19 protein-coding genes and 2 tRNA genes are annotated in these 22,071 nt (G+C 46.0%); 15 read left to right on the top strand and 6 right to left on the bottom strand.

Annotation, left to right across the window (positions count from 1 at the left end):
* The first annotated feature begins 57 nt into the window (after window positions 1-57).
* Both KNO61_RS01995 and KNO61_RS02000 read left to right on the top strand, forming a co-directional pair.
* A complete protein-coding gene (locus KNO61_RS01995) occupies window positions 58-960 on the top strand; it encodes a deoxyribonuclease IV (protein WP_214684011.1) in 903 nt (300 codons plus the stop codon).
* Window positions 961-963: 3 nt separating this feature from the next.
* Window positions 964-1,533: a hypothetical protein gene (locus KNO61_RS02000; protein WP_214730488.1), complete on the top strand. Its 570-nt coding sequence runs from the start codon at window positions 964-966 to the stop codon at window positions 1,531-1,533.
* A gap of 36 nt (window positions 1,534-1,569) precedes the next feature.
* On the opposite strand, the gene KNO61_RS02005 is transcribed toward KNO61_RS02000, so the two are convergent.
* The 3 genes from KNO61_RS02005 to KNO61_RS02015 all read right to left on the bottom strand — a co-directional run bounded on the left by KNO61_RS02005 (window position 1,570) and on the right by KNO61_RS02015 (window position 5,529).
* Entirely contained in the window at window positions 1,570-1,740 is a 171-nt protein-coding gene (locus KNO61_RS02005; RefSeq protein ID WP_012726630.1) for a DUF1427 family protein, read from the bottom strand.
* 91 nt (window positions 1,741-1,831) lie between these two features.
* Window positions 1,832-3,997, bottom strand: a complete 2,166-nt coding sequence (locus tag KNO61_RS02010) for an RNA degradosome polyphosphate kinase (RefSeq protein WP_214686968.1) — start codon at window positions 3,995-3,997, stop codon at window positions 1,832-1,834.
* 2 nt (window positions 3,998-3,999) lie between these two features.
* On the bottom strand, window positions 4,000-5,529 hold the full coding sequence (locus KNO61_RS02015; protein ID WP_214686966.1) for a Ppx/GppA family phosphatase: 1,530 nt from the start codon (window positions 5,527-5,529) through the stop codon (window positions 4,000-4,002).
* A gap of 185 nt (window positions 5,530-5,714) precedes the next feature.
* Here KNO61_RS02015 and KNO61_RS02020 point away from each other — a divergent pair, with 185 nt between their 5' ends.
* Genes KNO61_RS02020 through KNO61_RS02035 form a run of 4 tightly spaced genes read left to right on the top strand, consistent with a single transcriptional unit; the run spans window position 5,715 to window position 9,172 of the window.
* A complete protein-coding gene (locus tag KNO61_RS02020) occupies window positions 5,715-6,476 on the top strand; it encodes a metal ABC transporter ATP-binding protein (protein WP_074036635.1) in 762 nt (253 codons plus the stop codon).
* Window positions 6,473-7,330 carry a metal ABC transporter permease gene (locus KNO61_RS02025; protein ID WP_078147139.1) on the top strand — a complete coding sequence of 286 codons (858 nt, stop codon included), beginning with the start codon at window positions 6,473-6,475 and terminating at the stop codon, window positions 7,328-7,330. The genes KNO61_RS02020 and KNO61_RS02025 overlap by 4 nt, the downstream gene beginning before the upstream one ends.
* Window positions 7,323-7,748 carry a Fur family transcriptional regulator gene (locus KNO61_RS02030; RefSeq protein ID WP_012726625.1) on the top strand — a complete coding sequence of 142 codons (426 nt, stop codon included), beginning with the start codon at window positions 7,323-7,325 and terminating at the stop codon, window positions 7,746-7,748. Before KNO61_RS02025 ends, KNO61_RS02030 begins: the two co-directional genes overlap by 8 nt.
* Window positions 7,749-7,783: 35 nt before the next feature.
* Window positions 7,784-9,172, top strand: coding sequence for an NAD(P)H-hydrate dehydratase (locus KNO61_RS02035; protein WP_214686961.1), 1,389 nt, complete (start codon window positions 7,784-7,786; stop codon window positions 9,170-9,172).
* A gap of 31 nt (window positions 9,173-9,203) precedes the next feature.
* On the opposite strand, the gene KNO61_RS02040 is transcribed toward KNO61_RS02035, so the two are convergent.
* Together KNO61_RS02040 and ispG are read right to left on the bottom strand one after the other, a co-directional pair.
* On the bottom strand, window positions 9,204-9,788 hold the full coding sequence (locus tag KNO61_RS02040) for a hypothetical protein (RefSeq protein ID WP_078147136.1): 585 nt from the start codon (window positions 9,786-9,788) through the stop codon (window positions 9,204-9,206).
* 75 nt (window positions 9,789-9,863) lie between these two features.
* Window positions 9,864-10,985, bottom strand: coding sequence for a flavodoxin-dependent (E)-4-hydroxy-3-methylbut-2-enyl-diphosphate synthase (gene ispG / locus KNO61_RS02045; protein ID WP_012726622.1), 1,122 nt, complete (start codon window positions 10,983-10,985; stop codon window positions 9,864-9,866).
* 212 nt (window positions 10,986-11,197) lie between these two features.
* Between ispG and KNO61_RS02050 the strand changes: the two genes are divergently transcribed.
* Window positions 11,198-12,898 (top strand): methyl-accepting chemotaxis protein, encoded by a 1,701-nt coding sequence (locus tag KNO61_RS02050; RefSeq protein WP_078147135.1) that lies wholly within the window; start codon window positions 11,198-11,200, stop codon window positions 12,896-12,898.
* A gap of 13 nt (window positions 12,899-12,911) precedes the next feature.
* Here KNO61_RS02050 and KNO61_RS02055 read toward each other — a convergent pair whose 3' ends face one another.
* Window positions 12,912-13,367: a hypothetical protein gene (locus tag KNO61_RS02055; protein ID WP_078147134.1), complete on the bottom strand. Its 456-nt coding sequence runs from the start codon at window positions 13,365-13,367 to the stop codon at window positions 12,912-12,914.
* A 180-nt stretch (window positions 13,368-13,547) separates the two neighbouring features.
* On the opposite strand from KNO61_RS02055, the gene KNO61_RS02060 reads away from it, so the two are divergent.
* The 8 genes from KNO61_RS02060 (at window position 13,548) to pstC (ending at window position 22,070) form a co-directional block, all read left to right on the top strand.
* The gene (locus KNO61_RS02060) at window positions 13,548-15,191 is read left to right on the top strand and encodes a Na/Pi cotransporter family protein (RefSeq protein ID WP_078147133.1); all 1,644 of its coding nucleotides are present in this window, start codon (window positions 13,548-13,550) and stop codon (window positions 15,189-15,191) included.
* 105 nt (window positions 15,192-15,296) lie between these two features.
* Window positions 15,297-15,370: transfer RNA gene (locus KNO61_RS02065), tRNA-Met, on the top strand.
* A gap of 7 nt (window positions 15,371-15,377) precedes the next feature.
* Window positions 15,378-15,451: transfer RNA gene (locus KNO61_RS02070), tRNA-Ile, on the top strand.
* A gap of 112 nt (window positions 15,452-15,563) precedes the next feature.
* Window positions 15,564-17,036 (top strand): alpha-amylase, encoded by a 1,473-nt coding sequence (locus KNO61_RS02075; RefSeq protein ID WP_214872560.1) that lies wholly within the window; start codon window positions 15,564-15,566, stop codon window positions 17,034-17,036.
* Window positions 17,037-17,120: 84 nt separating this feature from the next.
* Complete coding sequence (locus tag KNO61_RS02080; protein ID WP_012726617.1) at window positions 17,121-17,729, top strand: superoxide dismutase; 609 nt, start codon at window positions 17,121-17,123, stop codon at window positions 17,727-17,729.
* A gap of 157 nt (window positions 17,730-17,886) precedes the next feature.
* Entirely contained in the window at window positions 17,887-19,950 is a 2,064-nt protein-coding gene (locus KNO61_RS02085) for a peptidoglycan D,D-transpeptidase FtsI family protein (RefSeq protein WP_214872562.1), read from the top strand.
* A gap of 153 nt (window positions 19,951-20,103) precedes the next feature.
* The gene (locus KNO61_RS02090) at window positions 20,104-21,042 is read left to right on the top strand and encodes a PstS family phosphate ABC transporter substrate-binding protein (RefSeq protein ID WP_078147130.1); all 939 of its coding nucleotides are present in this window, start codon (window positions 20,104-20,106) and stop codon (window positions 21,040-21,042) included.
* Between the two features lie 83 nt (window positions 21,043-21,125).
* Window positions 21,126-22,070 (top strand): phosphate ABC transporter permease subunit PstC, encoded by a 945-nt coding sequence (gene pstC, locus KNO61_RS02095; protein WP_012726614.1) that lies wholly within the window; start codon window positions 21,126-21,128, stop codon window positions 22,068-22,070.
* The last annotated feature ends 1 nt before the right edge of the window (window position 22,071 follow it).

Consider the following 22,071-nt stretch of genomic DNA (forward strand, 5'->3'; position numbering starts at 1 on the left):
AGTCGGTTCTTCTTTTTGTGTACACTAGAGATAGAAGATGATGAAGGGAAGATGAGGATGTTAAAAATAGGTTCACACGTTTCGGTATCAGGTAAAAAGATGTTGTTAGCAGGGAGTGAAGAGGCTGTCTCTTACGGGGCGAATACGATGATGGTGTATACAGGTGCGCCCCAAAACACACGCCGTAAACCCATTGAAGATTTAAATATTGAGGCAGCACTCAAACATATGGCCGCACATGACATCGAAGAGATTGTTGTTCACGCTCCATATATCATCAATCTCGGGAATACGACGAAACCTGAGACGTTTGAATTGGCCGTCTCTTTCTTAACTCAGGAATTAAAGCGGGCAGAAGCACTCCAAGTGGCTCGCCACGTCGTTCTTCACCCGGGCGCTCATGTCGGAGCGGGAGAAGAAATCGGTCTCGCTCGAATCATCGAAGGATTGAATGAAGTGTTGACTGGCGACGAACAAGTAAAGATTGCGCTTGAGACGATGGCAGGGAAAGGAAGCGAACTTGGTAAGACGTTTGAAGAGCTTGCGACCATCATTGATGGCGTGACGCACAATGATCGACTCTCAGTTTGCTTTGATACGTGTCACGTCCATGATGCAGGATATGACTTAGTCGGTGACTTAGACGGCGTCATTGAACAATTCGATCGCATCGTCGGACTCGACCGTCTCGGAGTGATTCATGTAAATGATTCGAAGAATGTGCGCGGTGCAAAAAAAGACCGTCATGAAAACATTGGCTACGGAGAGATTGGATTTGATACGCTAAATCGTATTATTCATCACGAGGCATTTGCGCATCTACCGAAAATTCTAGAAACGCCATATATCCCGATTAGCGAAAAAACAAAAGTCGCTCCATATAAACAAGAGATTGAAATGTTCCGTGCCAATCAATTTGATGCCGAGTGGCGTGAACGATTCACGCTCGCTCATCAATAAGCGATGAACGTCCTACAAGTCGATCCAAAGCGATATGATGTCTGGAACGCATTCCCGACTTATTTTCTTGAACAGAGTCCGGTTTATGTAAAGGGGTCCGTGACGACACCGACAGCATTTATCGAAGTGATGGGGCATGGCATCGTGGCGGAAGCAGAGGTGTTACTTGAAGAGACGATTGAGCGACCAGACGATCCGTATTGGCTCGGAGAGAGACAGGGAGGGGTGGCGCTGTATTCCTTAGTCGACCTGTTACAACTTCATTTTCATCATCCGCTCTTGCAAGTGGGAATGTATGAGGGGGATGAACCGTACGAGTCGATTCGAACAAAATGGAATGACGGCTATCATGTACCATCGTCTCAATGGACGAAAGCGTCATATGAGGCGCACTTGTTTCGAGAAAAACTTCTAGCACCGAAGTCGAACGTGACGACTTGTGCGAACTGTCATGAAGACCTAGCTGAACGCTTTGGTCAAGAGGCGTATCACTTGATTGAGTATCACTTGACAGAAGAACGTGGCATCTGGGTTTGTCCGACCTGTCATAAAGCCATTCATACATTAGACTAAATAATAAAAGATGCCCTCAAAAAGGGGCATCTTTTATTAGAATGGCCAGTTCGCTACAGCAAATTGATAAACCTTCATTCCGAGGAATACCCCGAAAATCCCAACAACTCCTGGCAATACCGGTGGGGCAGGCAGTGGCAGTTTGAGTGCGGTGAAGATGGCACCACAAATCAAGCCGGCGAGTAATGATAATAAAATCTCCTGCATAAATAATTCCTCCGTCTCTAAATGAAAGCGCTTCATAATAACTGAATCGAATTTATTATACAACGAGTTTTCTTATTTGAGAAGTCTAACATCAGTCATCTGTCATTTTCTCGTTCTCGGCCCGAAGGCGGAGCACTTCGCGTTCCGCCCAATTTGACGGTTCTCGTTCGAATACGCTAGGTATGTTGTTCCATCGACCACCCGTATATTGATGGATGATAATTTGAGATTGAATCTCTTCCTCATTGGTCTCACGTTTCACGTATACATAGCGGCCGTCAGAACGTTGTCTTCTTGCTTTCACATTATCGACGAGTTGAAGGGCCATCATATCTTTGATGTATGTTTTATGTGATGCGTTCAAGATAGGGAAGAGTATCTCGATCCGTTTTTTCATATTTCGTGTCATCCAGTCCGCAGAGGAACAGTACAAGTCTTCTTTTCCATTTTGGTAAAAATAAAAGATTCGGGAATGTTCGAGATATCGGTCGATGATCGAGATGACTTTGATGTTTTCAGAGACCCCTTTAATTCCCGGTCGTAAGCAACAAATGCCTCGGACAATCAAATCGATTTTCACTCCCGCGGACGAAGCATCATACAATTTTGTGATGATGGCCCGGTCCGTGATCGAGTTCATCTTAGCGACGATGCGACCGTTGCCGTACTTTTCATGCAGTTTGATCTCATCATCGATTTTATTCAAGAAGAAGTCTTTCATGTCGTCAGGCGACGTCTCGAACTGATGCCAAGATGGTCGTTCCCCATAACCGGATAACCAGTTGAAAAAGTTCGTTGCATCTTCAGCGAGTTCTTCATTTGTGGTGAGGAGCCCAATGTCTGTGTACAGCTTGGCGGTTGAATCGTTATAGTTACCGGTTCCGAGATGAATGAACCGTTGCAACACACCACCTTCTAGAATGCGAACGACGAGGGTGATTTTTGAGTGTGTCTTCAGTTCTTTATAGCCGTAGATGACGTGAGCCCCGGCTTTCTCAAGTTGCTTCGCCCATTGAATGTTTTTTTCTTCATCAAAACGTGCTTTTAGTTCGACGAGGACAGTGACTTGTTTTCCGCTCTCGGCTGCATCAGTCAAGGCTTTGATGATGGGAGAGTCCCCTGAGACGCGATAGAGTGTCTGCTTGATTGCCAAGACATTCGGGTCTTTGGCGGCTTGAACGATAAAACGGACGATTGGATCGAATGAATGATACGGGTGATGGAGCAGATAATCCTGTTTAGCGATACTTTGGAATAAATCTTTGCCCGATTCAAGACCTTCTGGGATAAATGGGATCAACGTTTCATTGATCATGTCATCATATTCCATCCCGATCTGATTGTAGATCCCAAACAGGAAGGTCAAGTCGATCGGACCGTCGACAATAAAGATATCCCGGTCATGTAAGTCAAGGACGTCTTGTAGCATGAACAACAGTTCTTTTCGTAACGATCGTTGCTGTACCTCGAGTCGGATGGCAACCCCATATCTTCTCTTCTTCAACTCTTTTTCGATTTGTTTCAAGACGTCACGACTGCCCTCTTCGTGAAACGGCATGTCCGCGTTCCGCGTAATTCGGAATGGCATCGTGGACTCGACGACAAATCCTTTGAAGAGTGAGTCGATGTATTGAATGATCAAATCCTCAAGTAAAATCAAATCGGTATGTTCTTCATCATCGGTAGGTAGTTCCAGATACCGCGGAAGAACGGATGGCACTTGAACGAGGGCGAGTCGTTTTTTTCGTTCGCCATTCGAGGCAATCTCGACAGCAATATTCAGTGACTTAGATAAGAGCATTGGGAACGGACGATAGGCGTCGACTGCAATCGGTGTCAGGACAGGGAATACGTGCGTTCGAAAGTACTCTTTCACGAAATCTTGTTGGGTCTTGTTCAAATGTTTCGTCCGTAAGAAGCGGACGTGCTGATTCGATAACTGTTTTGTGATTTTTTTATATGTCGCATATTGCGTCTCGACGAGTTCTTGCGCTCGCACCGAAATGGATTTGATCTGCTGTTTTGGAGTGAGGCCCGTCTTGTCTTCCGGACGGTTGAACCCGGCGAGGACCTCATCTTTCAATCCACCGACTCGTACCATATAAAATTCATCAAGGTTAGAACTAAAAATCGCCAAAAATTTCAATCGTTCCATCAATGGATTTCGTTCATCCATCGCCTCCTCGAGGACACGCTCGTTAAAGTCGAGCCAGCTGAGTTCACGGTTGTTAAAATGTTCATTCGTATATTCGGGCATGGTTACTCCTCCTCGCTCAAGACAATCTCAATCGATTGAGCAATTGCGCGTTCTAAATGCTTTTTATGGCGAGTGCTTCGCTGCAACTCAAAACGTGCGGAACCATTCGTATCTAGCGTAAGTGTGAGACCGTCCTTTGTACTAGCAACATGGATGTCCGTCACGATCTGACGCTCCGTCAAGTCGAGGGCATCGACGAGTTTTACGATCGAGCCTAGTAGTTCTAAACTCTTCAATAACTTTTGATCAAACCATTTCGGGAAAGCCTCGATATGTTGTTCCAATACTCGTTTTGATTTGAAGGATGTGACGAGGGCAAGAGCGAGTCGATCCTCGTTGTTTAGTCCTTTGAAATCGTTTGTGGTGATCAGATGGAACGTGTGGTCACTCTTATTGTTGTGATCGATATATTCACCGACATAGGCAAGGCGGCAGGCACCTTCAAGAAGACCAGGCTCAAATGGTTTCGGTTTAATCGCTTTCACTTCAATTAATCCGGTATACAACTGTCGGGCCAATCGGATGAGATGTTGATGACGAGTCGGGTTCACGTCGTATTGTTTTTCAAAATGACGAAAACTTTCTTCTTTCACATCGGCAAAACGAACTTTATCATGCTCATGTAAATAGTTTTCATAGAAGAGACCTTCACGGAGTCCATTGTTACTCATCGTGAACTCAGGTACTTTCAAATATTTAGCGAGCTCGCCGATTGCTGTCACGGCAGGCGCGATGATGTCGACCCGGTCTTTTGACAGCCCATCCAAACGTCCGAGTTGTTTGCTCGACATTCCGACGAGTTCATCTATGACGTCCTCCAACTGTTCAGCAGAAATCGTATACTGATGGATTCCTTCAAGCGGGAAGTTCGATATGGTCTGTTCGACCCGGACTAAGTTACGAGCCGTCCCACCGACACCGACAAGTGGGACACCATGTGGTTCGAGCCATTCAATTTCTTTGAATGCCTTCTTTAAGTATGCGGTCAACGCTTTCCGCTCGTCTTTCGTCATCGTCTCATCTTTCATGAATTCTTTCGTTAACGTCACGGCACCGAAAGGGAAACTATGATAGAAGACGAGTTCGCGATTCTGAAAATATGTGACTTCCATTGATCCCCCACCAATATCGACAGAATATCCATCTTCCACATAGGTAGAGTTGACGATGGCCGAATATCCGTAAAATGCTTCTTCGTAATCGCTCAACAGGCGGATGGTCATCCCAGTAGATTGTTTGACATTCTGCAAAATCTCATCTGAGTTATTTGCGTTTCGAATGGCTGCTGTCGCTACTGGGAGCACATCGGTAACGTGATGATGGTCGTTCAACTCTTTAAAGTGACGTAACGTATCGATGAGTGAAGCGATTCCTTCTTCAGTCATTTCATTCGCATCACTAATATGGCTGGACAATCGCGCGACTTCTTTCACATTTAACCGTTCGAAGTATTGTCCTTCCTCGTTCACTTCGAAGATGACGTTTCGAATCGAGTTGGATCCGATATCAATAACTGCCAGTTTCTTTTCCATAAAACCATTCCCTTCATAATACTAGTGTAATCGACAAGGTTTTGAACGAACATACGATTTACGTGAATTTTACCATTTGACTAAGTGAAACCGGTCTTGCTTGAAGGTATGCGTGATATTCTGTATAATACAAACGCCTAGAAAGTAGAAATGATTACGATTTAACATATGAGAGAAGGGATTAGATGACTACATCTGTCGTCAAATTAAACGAGGTGTCTTACTTCTATGATGGGACACCAGCCTTACAAAACGTATCGATTGATATTCGACAAGGGGACTTTGTCGCAATCGTTGGAGAAAACGGTTCTGGGAAGTCGACTTTGATTCGAACCATTCTTGGATTACTGAACCCACAGCAAGGGTCGGTCGAATTGTTCGGCAAGCCCATTTCGCAGTTTAAAGACAAGTCTCGTATCAGTTACGTTTCCCAAAAAGCGGCTTCCTTTAACTCGGGATTCCCGGTTACCGTCGAAGAAGTTGTTGCGATGGGCAGATATGGACGTCTCGGTTTATTCAAACGTTTGAAGATGGAAGACCAGGCAGCGATTCAAAATGCGTTACAAACGGTCAACATGTGGCAGTTTCGTCATCGGAAAATTGGAGATCTATCCGGAGGACAACAACAGCGCGTCTTTATCGCTCGGGCGATGGTCAACCAGCCTGATCTATTGATTCTCGATGAGCCGACCGTCGGTGTGGACCAAAAACACTTACAAGATTTTTATGAAGTCTTGCATATGCTTCGTGAACATACGACTTGTACGTTCGTCCTCGTCACCCACGATTTAAACGTGGTGACCGACCTCGTCACGAAAGTCGTCCACCTCGACCGCGGACGATTGGCATGTAATTGTGGACTGAGAGAATACAGCGAGCTCGGAGAACTCGCATCATCCATCAAACCTTATCCTGTTAAAGTACTTGTTCACGAGGGAACGACATGATCACAGATCTTTGGACATATAGTTTTTTACGTTATGCGTTCATTGCAGCACTTGTGATCGGGTTTACCGCACCGCTCATCGGTTCATTTATCGTGGTGAGACGGATGAGCTTGATTGCCGATGCATTGTCACACATGACGCTTGCCGGAATTTCATTCAGTTTATTTCTCGGACAATATATCGCTCTATTCGCTGATCTCAATCCCCTTTATATGGGAACGCTCATCTCTGTATTGGCGGCGTTAGGGCTCAACTGGCTTCGAGGGAAATATGTGCACTTCCAGGAACTATCCATTCCGATCATGATGTCCGCAGGAATGGGACTCAGTGCCATCTTTATCTCGCTATCGCGAGGATTCTCGGTCGACTTGTCCACACTCTTGTTCGGGTCGATCTCTGCCGTGAGTCAGTCGGACATCACATTGATTGTCAGTGTGGCCGTCTTGACGTTTCTTGTAATCTTTATCTTCTATAAGCAGTTGTTGTTCTTATCGTTTGATGAAGAGCAGGCAAAAGTGTCGGGATTACCGAGTACGATGCTTCATATGTTATTCATGTTCATCGTAGCGCTTGTGATTGCCGTTAGCATGCGAATTGTCGGAACGCTTCTCGTATCAAGCTTGATTACGTTACCCGTCGCAGCGGCGCTACGCTTTACATCGAGCTTCAAACAGACCATTCTCTGGTCCATCATCTTCGGAGAGGTCGCGACAATTGGTGGGCTCGTCCTTGCGTATGATCTCGATGTCGCTCCAGGCGGTGTCATCGTATTGATTGCGGTCGGTATTTTAGCAGCCGTCATGGCACTTGAGAAAGTCATGAGTTTCAAGAAAAAGGAGGTACAACATGAATGAGACTGAACAATTGAATCGTCTGCGTGCATCTTCTTTAAAAGTGACGCCGAAACGTCTTGAAATGTATGCTTATCTCTCTGAAGAAGATCGATATATCAGTGCGAAGGAAGTACTCGAGTACATGCGAGACAAACATCCGACGATGAGTTTTGACACGGTATATCGCAACTTGAAGTCGTTCGCGGAAGAAGGATTACTTGAAGCGACGGAACTCGATGGTGAGAAATCCTTTCGAGTCACCTGCAGTGCGGCACATCACCATCATCATTTGATCTGTCGGAGCTGCGGGAAGACGAAACTGCTCGATTTATGTCCGATGCGCTTCGTAGAGGCGCTCGACCCTGAATTTGAAGTGGTCGATCATAAATTTGAGATATATGGGTATTGTAAAGAATGTAAGCAAAAGGGATTGATTTGATTCAATCCCTTTTTTGTATCGAAGGGGGAAGTCAGATGATCTATACAGCTGCTGAAATCAAGCAGATTGATCGCACAGCGATTCAAAATGGGATGCCCGAAGAGGTGTTGATGGAGCGAGCGGCCTCGGCGATTGTGCCTCACATTCGAATTGAATCGCAGGCTACCATTTTGGTGATTTGTGGGACGGGCAACAACGGTGGGGACGGTTGGGTCGTCGCTCGAGAACTTGCTATGAGAGGGCATGAGGTCAGCGTATGGTCACCGTTAGGGAAAAGTAAGTCTGAGGCGGCTGCAATACACGCTTCCTACGCCTCCGCATTTGTTCACCTTGTGGAGCGGCCGATTGAAACAGATGTCATCATTGATGCCCTGTTCGGTGTCGGATTGTCCGGTCCCGTGACTGGTCACGCGCGGGAAGTGATTGAATGGGTGAATCATCAATCGACGCCGGTCATCTCGATTGACGTACCGTCAGGCATACCGAGTGATCACACTCGTGACTTTGATGACATGGCGATTCGGGCGACATATACGTATTCGTTACACGGTTTCAAGCGTTCGACATTCTTAAATCGGACGGCTCCGTTCTATGGCAAAGTGGAACGGGTTGATATCGGACTCCCGCATACATCCGATTGGAAGGTGTTGACCGAAACTGATTTCGATCGATCTCTTTTGGGGCGTGATCAATTCAGCCATAAGACGACATATGGACATGGGATGCTCATCGGAGGGAGTCGTCATTTTCTCGGTGCACCATTCTTGGGTGGTCGTGCTGCAACTCGTTCTGGCATTGGCTTATTGCGTCTATCCATTCCACGCGAAGCGAGCCCGCTCATCTCAACATTACCTGAAGCGATGTATCAGCAACACACCGATGTGGTGGAACAATCGTACGATGCACTGGCCATCGGTCCCGGAATGGTCGAAGGGGAGGCCTTGAATCTCATCTGGCAATACGCGAAACAGCAGCCCTGTCCAGTCATTTTGGATGCTGGGGCATTGTCGACGAAACGACTGGAAACTCGGGGGCCGCTCACGCTTACACCGCATCCAGGTGAATTTTCAAGATTGACCGGTAAATCGGTCGAAGAGATTGAGGCAGACCGCTTCTCCATCGCTTGTGAGTTCGCGAAACGACACCGGGTCCATTTGATTTTGAAAGGCACGTATACGCTCATCGTCACACCTGACGGAACAGGTGCCGTCAATACTGTTGAAGCGTCGGCGTTAGCGAAAGGTGGAAGTGGGGACGTGTTGACTGGCATCCTTCTGGCGCTATGGGCTAGAAAAGAAAAACCTTCGTCACCGAACGAGCAAGCGGTGCTATGGCATGCGCTCGCTGCCAAGTCGATTAGCCAGACGATACACCCCGCAAGTGTACTCGCAAGCGATTTAATCGAAGAGCTCGGACGAATGTAAAAGGCAAGCCCGATTGCGTCGGGCTTGCCTTTTAACGTTGCTGTAGAACGATTTGTTTCTCCAATTGCGCGACATGGTAATGCGCCTCACGCCATGTCGAAATGCGAGTTACGCCCTCTGGTAACGTCTTACGATTATAGGGTGCGTCGAATAGGAGTACGGGAATTGACGTTTCTTCATGAATCGAGATGGCATTCTCATACCGGTCTTCCATAAACAGTTCGAGTGACAAGTCTTTGACGACATTGATTTTATCGTGAGAACCGGTCATGACCAACGAATCGAGTGGCAAGCGATGCTGTTTGATCCATTCTTCCGTAACCGGTCGAACCGCCTCACTTCGGGCCGTGACGTAGTGCAGGTGATGCTGCTGCTTTAATTCCCATAACACATCCAACACATCAGAGTGCGGAAGAGAACGACGGTAAATCGCTTCTTCATGCCCCTCTTCAATCATAAACTTCCAAAATTCATGTTGTTCCATCGTCGTATACGTGTGTAACTCGTACTCGGTCGCACGATGATAGTCAATTGAATAGCCTAGTGATTCATTCATATATAGAAAACAACTTTTAGGATCTGTAACGGTTCCATCCAAATCAATGCCGATTCGCATCTCATCACTCCTCCTCACATGCCCTCTATTCTATCAAAAACCCGTACGGTTGCAACCGTACGGGCATGAGATTCATTAATTTGATTGGTTTGCGAGCTCTTGTTCTTCGCGCTCACGTTCCGCCATTTTTTCAGCGGCGATCGCATCGATTTCTTTTTTCAATTCTTCGACCATCGTCGCCTCAGGCACTTTGCGGATAATCTTTCCGTGACGGAAGAGAAGTCCTTCGTTACGTGCGCCTGCGATTCCGATGTCTGCTTCACGAGCCTCACCTGGTCCGTTTACCGCACATCCGAGAACAGCGACTTTAATGTTGACGTTGATGTTTTGAATGTATTCTTCTACCTCTTTTGCAATCGAAATCAAATCAATTTCAATTCGTCCACATGTCGGACAAGAGATCAAAGTCGCGGCATTTGCCGCAAGTCCGAATGACTTGAGCACTTCTTTCGCAACTTTTACTTCTTCCACCGGGTCATCTGAAAGTGAAACTCGAACCGTTGAACCGATTCCAAGAGACAGAATCGCACCGAGTCCAGCAGCCGATTTGAGTGAACCGGAGAAGAGTGGACCTGACTCTGTGATTCCGACGTGAAGTGGGTAATCGAACGTCTTCGCAGCGAGTGTGTATGCTTCAAGAGCAAGGTTTACGTCTGAAGCTTTGAGCGAGATGATCGTGTTGTAGAAGCCGAGGTCCTCGAGAATCTTCACGTGGTGCATCGCGCTCTCGACCATACCTTGCGCGGTCGGATATCCATACTTTTCAAGGAATTGTTTTTCTAATGAACCGGCATTGACCCCGATTCGAATTGGAATCCCTTTTGCTTTCGCCGCGTTGACGACGGCCTCTACTTTCTCACGGCGGCCGATGTTACCCGGGTTGATCCGGATTTTATCGACGCCACTTTCGATGGCTTTTAAAGCAAGCTTGTAGTCGAAATGAATGTCGACGACGAGCGGGATGTTGATGCGGCTCTTAATTTCTGCAAGTGCGTCAGCTGCACGTTCGTCTGGACAAGCCACGCGAACGACTTGGCAACCAGCTTCCTCAAGACGTTTGATCTCGGCGACTGTCGCCTCGACGTCATGCGTTTTCGTAGTGGTCATAGATTGAATAATGACTTCGTTCGATCCTCCGATAATCAAGTTACCGACGCGGACCGGACGTGTTAATGAACGATGCAAAATTTCTGACATATACGTAATCTCCTTCTTTTGGAAAGAATCCAATCGATTTAAGATGATAGGGTTTCTTCATTATCATAACGAAAAGAATGTGAAAAAGCATCTGGGATGCGTGACGGATGTGTGCTCTTTACAAACTCTAACGCTATCTTAACATCTACTTCATAATTTTCCACCGTCTCAAGACCGATATATAGGCGAGATTAGAAAAAGAGGTGGCATCTGTGAAGTGGAACTTTAAACAAAATCCAGTCAAGTGGAAGAGACCGTTGCACGAGGCACGTCAGTATCCTAAATTGGCCAACCGACTCCAGTGGACGCTCATGCCAATTGTCTTACTCGTCTTCGCGCTCACATTCGGGTGGTTCGCAATCAAATCTGAGCAACTCTTGGCATCAGAAATCGAGCAACGGCTCATGCGAGAAGTCACTGTCATGCGAGAATCGATTAAAACGTCATATAGTGCCTACGTTGCGAATGAGAAACAGTTGGCACGCTCGCTGAAGTCAGCCTATATGCAACAGGCTTCAATCTTATCGGGGGATGAGTTTGATGCGGCACAATTTTTAGTGCGTGATCAAGCAATTGAACAGCTGACTGGGAAGGAAAGCATAGCGACAGAGAAATTGATCGGCAAGTTGTCGAACAGTTCTGAAGCGGAAGTGAAAGAAACTGAAACGTTATTAGTGGCTTCTGTCCCGATACCTGAACTAAAAGCGGATTACGTCCTTGTCGTTACGAAAGAATCAGTTTTGGGTCCGATGAGTTCGCTACGCCAACATATCGCCTTCATCGTATTGATTGCGATGGTTGGCGTGATGGTCCTCTTCACACGGTTGATTCACCGTGAAGTGAAATCACTCAGTGTGTTGGCTGATTCGTTACGAAGTGCCGTGGCATCACGCCGATTCGATGATGTCACACTTGGATCGAAGTCAAAAGAGATTCATATGTTAGAAACAGAGTTCAACGCGTTCATCACGCTTTGGAATCAATCGATGTCCATGATGGGAAAAACGGCAACGGCGTTCAATCAAAGCTTACCTGTCTTTAAACAAGAATTACGTAACAGTCACGAACAGGTGGAGCAGTTTCGGGAAGTGGCGGCTACGGTTGAATCGACGAGCTATTCATATCAATCGGTGACAAACGGCTCTACATCTAAAATGAAAGATGTGACGCGACAAATCGAAGCGCTTGAACAGCAAATCACGAGTGTGGACGAGCGAGGGAATCAATTGAAATCTATTTTACATGAAGAACTTGAGACGTTCTCTTCTGTAAGAGACGTGAGTGATTACGTCGAGAAACAAGTGGAGTCGATTCAAAGACGACTTCTTGAGAGTGAGACGAATTCTTCGAAGGCAGATGTTGCGCTGAAAAGTATCTTATCCGTATCGGCGGCAACAAAGATGTTATCGTTAAACGCATCGATTGAAGCGGCACGAGCAGGAGAGCACGGCAAAGGATTTGCTGTCGTTGCCAGTGAAGTTGGGAATTTGGCGAAGATGACAAACGAATCGACGCTTTTAGCGGTCAGTGCCATCGAAGCATTAAACACAGAACGAACGGACCTGCTATCTGAAGTTAATGACTTCATTAAAGAAGTTCACCATTTAAAAGATGCCGTTAGTCGTGTCGAGTCAGGAATTGAAACCATCGATCGTGAGATAAAAGTACAGCTTGACGAATTTCAAGCGATTACGGTCCATACATCGAGTACGGGCCAGCAGCTGGTTCATTTAATGGAATCGAATGAACAATTGCGCGAAATCAGTTCATTGCTTGAACGAAAATTGATTGAATTGAATACAGGTGTCGATCGCTGGTCAGATGTTCAGCTTGCCCTTCAAGACGCGGGAACGAATCTTGGAGACCAAAGTGAAGCATTGAATCAGACGCTAAAGGAACTGTCACCAACATAAAACAACGTCGGGCTCAAGAGGCCCGACGTTGTTTTGGTTGTGGTACTTTTGTTAGCGGAAAACTGATATAGCCGAGACCGATTATAAAGCCGAGGGTCAGGAAATCGGGATTCAAATGATAGAAGATGACCAATAACAAGGTTGGGATGAGTGTCATCGCCACAGCATATGGCCAGGCTTGACGATAAGCCCATTTGTTCTTTGAATAGATTTTCGTAAACAGTTGGACATACAATGCCATGAGTGCAACCCAAATCAAATAGAAGAAGAAGATGGCGAAGCCGTGCAAGAATAGCCACATCGGGATGAAAAAGTCAGGACGAATCACGAAAAAGTCTAGTATGGTAATGACGAGAGTTAAGATGAATGTGGCGCCCATGTAGGCATGGAGCGGAGCTAGACGAAGTCGAAGTGCGCGTTTCGATGGGACTAGGCTCGTTTGAAGAAACGTCAAAATGGTAGAGAGCATACTAAAAACTCCAATCTGTTATATTACAGTAAGCCGATAATCTAAAATAATGGTACAGTGTTTTAATAAAACTTTTACATTAAACGTGTTTACATGATACTGCCGATGAAGGCATAATGAGTAGGGCATTAAAAACCAAGCAAATCCAACCAATTCTTAATTAAAAGGAGTACAAAAATCGTGGAATACAATTTGCAAGAAATGTTATTCATGTTTTTTGGAGGTCTAGGGATCTTCCTCTTCGGGATCAAATCGATGGGAGACGGACTCCAAAAGTCTGCAGGGAATCGCCTGCGCGACATCCTTGATAAGTATACAACGAATCCATTCCTCGGTGTACTCGCCGGGATTATTGTGACAGTATTGATTCAATCATCTTCAGGTACAACCGTCATTACGGTCGGACTTGTTAGCGCCGGGTTCATGACACTCCGTCAAGCAATCGGGGTCATCATGGGGGCGAACATCGGTACGACGGTGACGGCGTTCATCATCGGATTCGATGTTGGTGCATATGCGCTTCCAATCATTGCAATCGGTGCAGTATTGTTGTTCTTCTTTAAAAAAGAAAAATTACAACACCTCGGTCAAATCTTCTTTGGCTTCGGGATGTTGTTCTATGGACTTGAATTGATGGGAAGTGGGATGAAACCACTTCGTTCAAGCGAATATTTCATCGACTTGACGCAATCAATGAGTGACAATCCGTTCCTCGGTGTCATCGTTGGTACAGTATTTACCGTGATTGTTCAATCATCGTCTGCGACGATCGGAATCTTGCAAGAACTATATGCTGGTGGTTCCATCGATTTAGGTGCTGCTTTACCGGTATTGTTCGGTGATAACATCGGAACAACGATCACGGCGATTTTGGCATCGATTGGTGCATCAGTTGCCGCACGTCGTGCAGCAGCGGCACACGTCATCTTTAACTTGATTGGTACGACAATCTTTATGATCTTGTTAGTTCCGTTCACAAACTATATCTATTGGATCACAGATCTCTTAGCAATCGAAGATAAGATGCAAATTGCATTCGCACACGGTACGTTTAACGTCGTCAACACATTGATCCAGTTCTGGTTCATCGGAACGATTGCTTGGATTGTGACGAAATTGGTCCCAGGTGAAGACTCAATCGTTGATACGAAAGCACAACATTTAGATCCGATCTTCATTCAACAGTCGCCTTCGATTGCAGTCGAGCAAGCGAAATATGAAGTCATCCGTATGGGAGATTTCGCAAAACTTGGTCTTGATGAAGCACGCAACTATTTGACGACTGGCGACAAGAAGCACGCTGAAAAGTCGGCACATATCGAAGAAGCATTGAACTCGTTGAATGCGAAGATTACAGATTACCTCGTGAAGTTGGCTGCCGTTGATTTGACGGAACAAGAGTCACAGGAGCACAAAACGCTCATGCATGCCATCAACGATATCGAGCGAATCGGTGATCACGTTGAGAACATCATTGAGTTGATTGATTATAAGACAGCTACGAAAGTGACACTTTCGGCAGATGCACAAAAAGAATTGACTGAAATGTACGACCTCACACGTGCGACGTTAGAGAAATCTCTTCAGACGTTGGCGAGCGGCGACATGGTTGAAGCACGTAAAGTCATTGAAATGGAAGCGAAACTCGACATGCTCGAGCGTCAATTCCGTAAGAACCACGTCGTTCGTTTGAACACAGGTGCTTGTGATGGGCAAGCAGGTATGTTCTTTGTTGATATGCTCTCGAACTTGGAGCGAATCGGTGACCATGCCATGAACATCACGGAAATCACACTCGAAGATGCAAACGAAGTAACCGTATAAATCAGGAGCACTCCAAATGAAATTTGGGGTGCTTTTCTTATTTGGCAAGGAATACTCCTTGACACTCTAGGACATATTCAGTATATTATTACTGTATAACAACATGGCGGTGTAGCTCAGCTGGCTAGAGCGTACGGTTCATACCCGTGAGGTCGTGGGTTCGACTCCCTCCGCCGCTATTTATAAGGACCCTTAGCTCAGCTGGTTAGAGCAGACGGCTCATAACCGTCCGGTCGTAGGTTCAAGTCCTACAGGGTCCATTCGTAAGCGACGTCACATTGTGAACGTCGCTTTTTGTTTTCAATTTAAAATTGCTGGGTAAATACTCGTTAGCATTTTGTTTTTTGAAAAATATGAAATGAGGCGGACAAAATGGAACGAAACCACACCATGATGCAATTTTTTGAATGGCATGTCGAGGCAGATCAAAAGCATTGGAAGCGACTAAAAGAGAGAGCAGCCGACTTAAATAAAGCAGGAATCACTGCGCTATGGCTACCACCTGTCACAAAAGGGCAAAGTGATCAAGATACCGGTTATGGAATCTATGACTTATATGATTTGGGCGAGTTCGATCAAAAAGGGTCCATTGCCACAAAATATGGAACGAAAAAAGAACTACTTGAAGCAACGACCTATTGTCAACAAGAACTTGGGATGCAGATTTATATGGATGTCGTCATGAATCATAAAGCCGGGGCGGATGCGACCGAGAAGTTTGAAGTGTTAGAAGTCGATCCCGACGACCGTACGAAAGTCCTCTCGGATGAAGCGTTTGAAATCGAAGGGTGGACAAAATTTGATTATGAAGCTCGTGATGGGAAATATTCTTCATTTAAATGGGACTTCACACATTTTAACGGAACGGATTATGATGCGGCGACTGATCGTTCCGGTATTTTCTTTATCGTTGGAGAAAACAAAAGATGGAACGATAACGTCGACGATGAATTCGGTGTCTATGACTATTTAATGTTTGCGAACATCGACTACCACCATCCCGATGTGCGCGAAGAAGTGTTGAATTGGGGGAAATGGTTCATCGAAGAGACGAAATGTGATGGATTCCGTCTTGACGCCATTAAACACATCAACTATGACTTTGTAAAAGAGTTCAGTCAGACGATGCGGGAAGAGAAAGGTGACCAATTCTATTTTGTCGGCGAGTTTTGGAAATCTGACCTTGATGCCTGTCGTGAATTTCTCGATAACATCGATTACCATGTCGATTTATTCGATGTCCCACTCCATTACAAATTACATCAAGCCTCAGAGGAAGGGGCCGCGTTTGACATGCGAACCATTTTTGATGATACGCTCGTTCAGTCACACCCGCTTCATTCCGTGACGTTCGTAGATAATCACGATTCACAACCCGAGGAGGCGCTTGAGTCATGGGTGAAAGATTGGTTCAAGCAAATCGCCTATGGTCTTGTCTTACTTCGTAAAGATGGTTATCCATGTGTCTTCTATGGCGATTACTACGGTATAGACGGTCCTCACCCGACTGATGGGATGAAGCTCGCCATTGATACGCTTCTGTATGCACGCCGAGAGAAAGCGTACGGGGAGCAGGATGATTACTTTGATGATGCAAACGTCATCGGGTGGGTACGAAAAGGTGTGGAGGAAATCGAACGTTCCGGATGTGCCGTCCTCATTTCAACTTCTGATGAATCTCAAAAGAGAATGTTTGTCGGGGAAGAACGTGCCGGTGAAACATGGGTCGATTTAACGAATACATTGAATGATCGAATTGAGATTGATGAAGAAGGATTTGGGGTATTTAAAGTGTCGGAGGGGTCGATTTCAGTTTGGGCATTGCCAGAAGAAGATGTTGAATAAAGCATTACAATTGAGTCGACCGTCACATATCTGTTACATTTAAGACGAACGTTGTTCAAAACACTTTTAAGGGGGATTTTAGTAATGGCTAAATTTGAATTACCACAACTTGATTACGCATATGATGCACTCGAACCACACATTGATGCACGCACGATGGAAATCCACCACACGAAACACCACAACACTTACGTCACGAACGTAAACAATGCACTCGAAGGAAAAGATGTGGAGTACTCTTCACTCGAAGACTTGCTTCAAAAAATCGATTCGCTTCCTGCTGACATTCAAACAGCTGTCCGCAACAACGGTGGCGGTCATTGGAACCACTCGTTCTTCTGGAAGCTCTTGAAGAAAAATGAGAACGGTACTCCGTCTGGCGACCTCGCTGCTGCAATCGATGAGTCGTTCGGTAGCTTCGATGGGTTTAAAGACGAATTCACGAAAGCTGCAACAACTCGCTTCGGTTCAGGCTGGGCTTGGCTCGTTGTGAAAAATGGTAAACTCGAAGTCACGTCTACTCCAAACCAAGACTCACCAATCATGGAAGGTGTTACACCGATCCTCGGTCTTGATGTGTGGGAGCATGCTTACTACTTGAACTACCAAAACCGTCGTCCTGACTATATCAACGCATTCTTCCATGTCATCGATTGGGATTATGTGGCGACATTGTACGCTGACGCAAAATAAGTTTGTCTTACCCGAGGTTCTGATATGAATCTCGGGTTTTTTTATGGTTTTCATTAATTTGTAAACAAATTATGATATAGTGAAAATCGGACAAAACGACAGGGATTCCTGTCCTCTATAATATAGAAGGAAATGAACGTGGAGGGAGTTAACGGATTTGGCTAAAAATCGGGTAAAAGTGCCGAAAAAACGGCGAAACCACTTACCGTTACGCTTGAATTTACTATTTTTCATCGTCTTCATTTTATTTGCGACCCTCATTTTTAGGTTAGGTGTCGTCCAAATCGTGAATGGTGAATTGATTGCTCGGGAAGTACAGAAAACGGAGTCGAGTAAAATTAAATATGAAGTGCCGCGAGGGAAAATTTACGACCGGAACGGTCAAGTACTGGCGGATACGATTTCAAACTACTCAGTCATGTATCGTCGCTCTCAAGTGACAAAGACGGATGAACGGTTGGACGTTGCGAAAAAGTTGGCGGAAATCGTCGACATTCCGAAAGAAGACCGCAAAATGACGGAGCGAGACCGGAAGGATTACTGGATTGCAACGAATCCGGAATTGGCGCAAGAACGGACTCAAGCGCTATTGGAAGAATTATCGGAAGAGGAGCGGGCCGCATTGTCTAACCAAGACGTGGACCGACTCTTGCTTGACTCGATCACAGAAGAAGAGATCACGTTTGATGACGCGACAGAAGAAATCATCGCCATTAAACACAACATGGAGAGCGGCTATGCACTCGACCCACAGGTCATCAAAATCGGTGCGAGCCCGAAAGAGATGGCGGTCATCGAAGAAAACTTAGAGCAGTTGCCTGGGGTGAGTGTCGAACCGTACTATCAACGCGACTATCCGTATGATGAGACGTTCAAAAGTTTCCTAGGAAGTTATCGTCAAATTCCGGCGGAACAACGTGCGTCTTATCAAGCGAAAGGTTACGGGTTGAACGACCGGGTCGGTACCTCATACTTGGAACAACAGTATGAAGATGTCCTTCGTGGAACGCCGGCCTATGATGTGTTCACCACGTACAAAGGGGAACCGGTAGGTGAACCGACACGAGTGAGTGGGAATCCAGGGAAAGATATCGTCTTATCGACCGACATCGAGTTCCAAAAAGAAGTCGATGAGATCTTGAAAAAGGCGATTCGCGCAGGACGCTCTGGAAGTCCTCATTTCGACCGAGCGTTTGCGGTCGTCATGAATCCGCAAACGGGTGAATTGCTCGCTCTGTCTGGACAAGAACTCGATTTGGAAACGAACGAATTCAAGGATGTGTCGACCGGTACGGTGCTTCGTGCCAGCCAAATCGGATCAACCATCAAAGGGGCGACGGTCGCCTATGGATTTGAAGAAGGCGTCGTCAAACCGGGAGAATATATTTATGATGCACCGATTCGAATCGGTTCGTCAGTGAAAGCTTCCTACCGAAATATGGGGAACATCAACGACTTAGATGCACTTGCGATGTCATCGAACATCTATATGTTCCAAATTGCGTTGCGTCTGGCTGATTATTACTCGACAGGTCAAATTGTCGGAGAAAATGTCACGCAGGCGTTTGAAACGATGGAACACTACTATAAACAATTCGGTCTCGGAATCGAGACAGGGATTGACTTACCGTTCGAGTCGACCGGATTCCGGAGTATCCCGGACCGTGTCACACTTCTGATGGATATGTCGATTGGACAGTATATTTCTTATACTCCGATTCAATTGGCGCAATATACGTCAGCATTGGCGAACGGTGGCTATCGTGTCCAACCACACTTGCTAAAAGAAATCATTGAGCCAGGTTCGCTTGATGAGAACAACAAGCAAGTCGTGAGCACGTTCCAACCGAATGCGTTGAATAAAGTCGATATCCAGGATGAATATATCGACCGGGTCCGTGAAGGGTATCGTCAAGGGGTTGAATCTTCTTCCGGTTCGTCTCGCATTTTACAGGAGACCGGTATGACGGCTGCAGGTAAAACCGGAACTGCCCAAGCGATTGCGGAGGGCGCAGACGGTCAGGCGAAACGAAATGCGAACGGAGAACCGATCAAGACATTGAACTCAAACCATGTCGGTTGGGCACCGTTCGATGACCCGGAAATCGCCTGGGCAATTATCATGCCTGGACTTGAGGCGGAAGGAATCAACACGCGGGTCGCACACGACATCATGAAAGCTTACTTTAATTTAGAAGATGTCAATGCAATGCTTCAGTAAAAGAAGTCACTTCGGTGACTTCTTTTTTTGTCTTTACAATTCTTTTACGTTCCGTTTATTTCTCGTTAATAGAAGTTCATTAGGATATTAATTGTAGGACAGAACAACAAATCCACAACAAAAATCAAAGCAAACTCAAGGAGGACGTCACAAATGTCTTGGATGAAAAAATCAGCTTTACTCGCTTCAATCACTTCAGTCGCACTCGTAGGTGCTGCTTGTGGGAACAATGAAGAAGGTGGCGCTGCTGAAGGCGGCGATGCGCTCTCAGGAAAAGTCGTCATGGACGGATCATCAACTGTATTCCCAATCATGGAAGCAGTCGCAGAAGAATATTCAGCTGAACAACCAGAAGTTGAAGTGACAGTCGGTGTCTCTGGTACGGGTGGTGGCTTCAAACGTTTCGTGACGGGAGAGACAGACTTCTCAAACGCATCACGTGAAATCAAAGAAGAAGAAGCAGCCGAAGCTGAGAAAAACGGTGTGGAATTCACGCAACTCTCAGTTGCACTTGATGGACTTTCGCTCGTTGTAAACCCAGCGAACGATTGGGCACAAGATATCACGATTGAAGAATTGAATAAGATGTGGACGGACACGAACATCAAGACGTGGAAAGACGTTCGCTCAGACTGGCCAGATGAGGAGATCTCATTCTTCGCACCAGGTAAAGACTCCGGAACTTACGATTTCTTCGACGAAAAAGTATTGAATGAAACAGATATTCGTCAAGATGCGCAATTGTCTGAGGATGACAACGTCCTCGTCACAGGTGTAGCCGGAACAGAGGGAGCAATCGGATTCTTTGGATTCGCGTATTACCTTGAGAACAAAGACACACTTCGTGCATTAAATGTTGAGGGCGTTGAGCCGACACATGACACAATTAACGATTTATCTTACCCGCTCTCACGTGAAATCTACACGTACGTCAACAACGCTTCGTTGAAAGACAAAGAGCAAGTTGCGGACTTCGCACGCTTCATGAACGAAAATGCAGCCGATCTTTCTGAAGAAGTCGGTTACGTGAAAATGGAACAAGGCCGTTACGACGAAAACATGAAGATGATCGACGAAATCGCTGGAGAATAAGATGATAGGTGGCAGAAGGTGAGACACGGTCTCGCCTTCTCGCCATGCTTTCTAGTATGAAGAGGTAGGGAGCGATACACGAGATGAATGAACCGAACAACAAGCTTTCGATTCGAGAGATGATTCAACAAAATAAACAAAAGAAATATAGTACGACAAACGTGTTTGATAAAATCATGCCGTTCTTATTATTCTTGAGCGCATTCGTATCGGTCGTCACGACCATTGGTATTGCGTTCACACTAGGCTTTGAGCTATTCAAGTTCTTTGAACGAGTCCCTGTCGCAGAATTTTTAGGATCGACAGAATGGTACCCGCTTAGTGCAGATCAGCGCTTCGGGGTATGGGCCCTTGTGATGGGAACACTCCAAATTACTGTGATTGCGATGATTGTAGCCGTCCCACTCGGTTTGGCGTCTGCGATTTACTTAAGTGAATACGCCTCTGAACGGGCACGACGTGTGTTGAAACCAATTCTAGAAGTGTTGGCCGGTGTGCCGACGATTGTATTCGGTTTCTTCGCCTTGTCATTCATTACACCGATTTTGCAAGCACTCATCCCAGGACTTCAAATTTACAATGCACTCAGCCCAGGGATTGTCGTCGGGATTATGATTATTCCGATGATTGCCTCGATTTCTGAGGATGCAATGAGTGCTGTTCCGAAGAAAATTCGGGACGGTGCGCTCGGTTTAGGTGCGACACGTCTTGAAGTGGCGACGAAAGTTGTCATGCCTGCAGCGACGTCTGGGATTATTGCCTCTATCGTTCTCGGTATGAGCCGTGCGATTGGTGAGACGATGATTGTAACGATCGCTGGTGGTTCACAGCCAAACTTCGAGTTCAATCCGCTCAATGCGATTCAGACGATGACAGCATATATCGTTCAAATCGCAAAAGGTGATGCAGGTTACGGCACAATCGAATATTACAGTATCTATGCGGTCGGTGCGTTGTTGTTCGTCTTTACCTTATTGATGAACTTATTCGCAAACTGGGTGACGCGCCGCTTCAGAGAGGAGTACTAAT

The organism is Exiguobacterium sp. s140 (assembly GCF_018617035.1).
GTDB lineage: Bacteria > Bacillota > Bacilli > Exiguobacteriales > Exiguobacteriaceae > Exiguobacterium > Exiguobacterium profundum.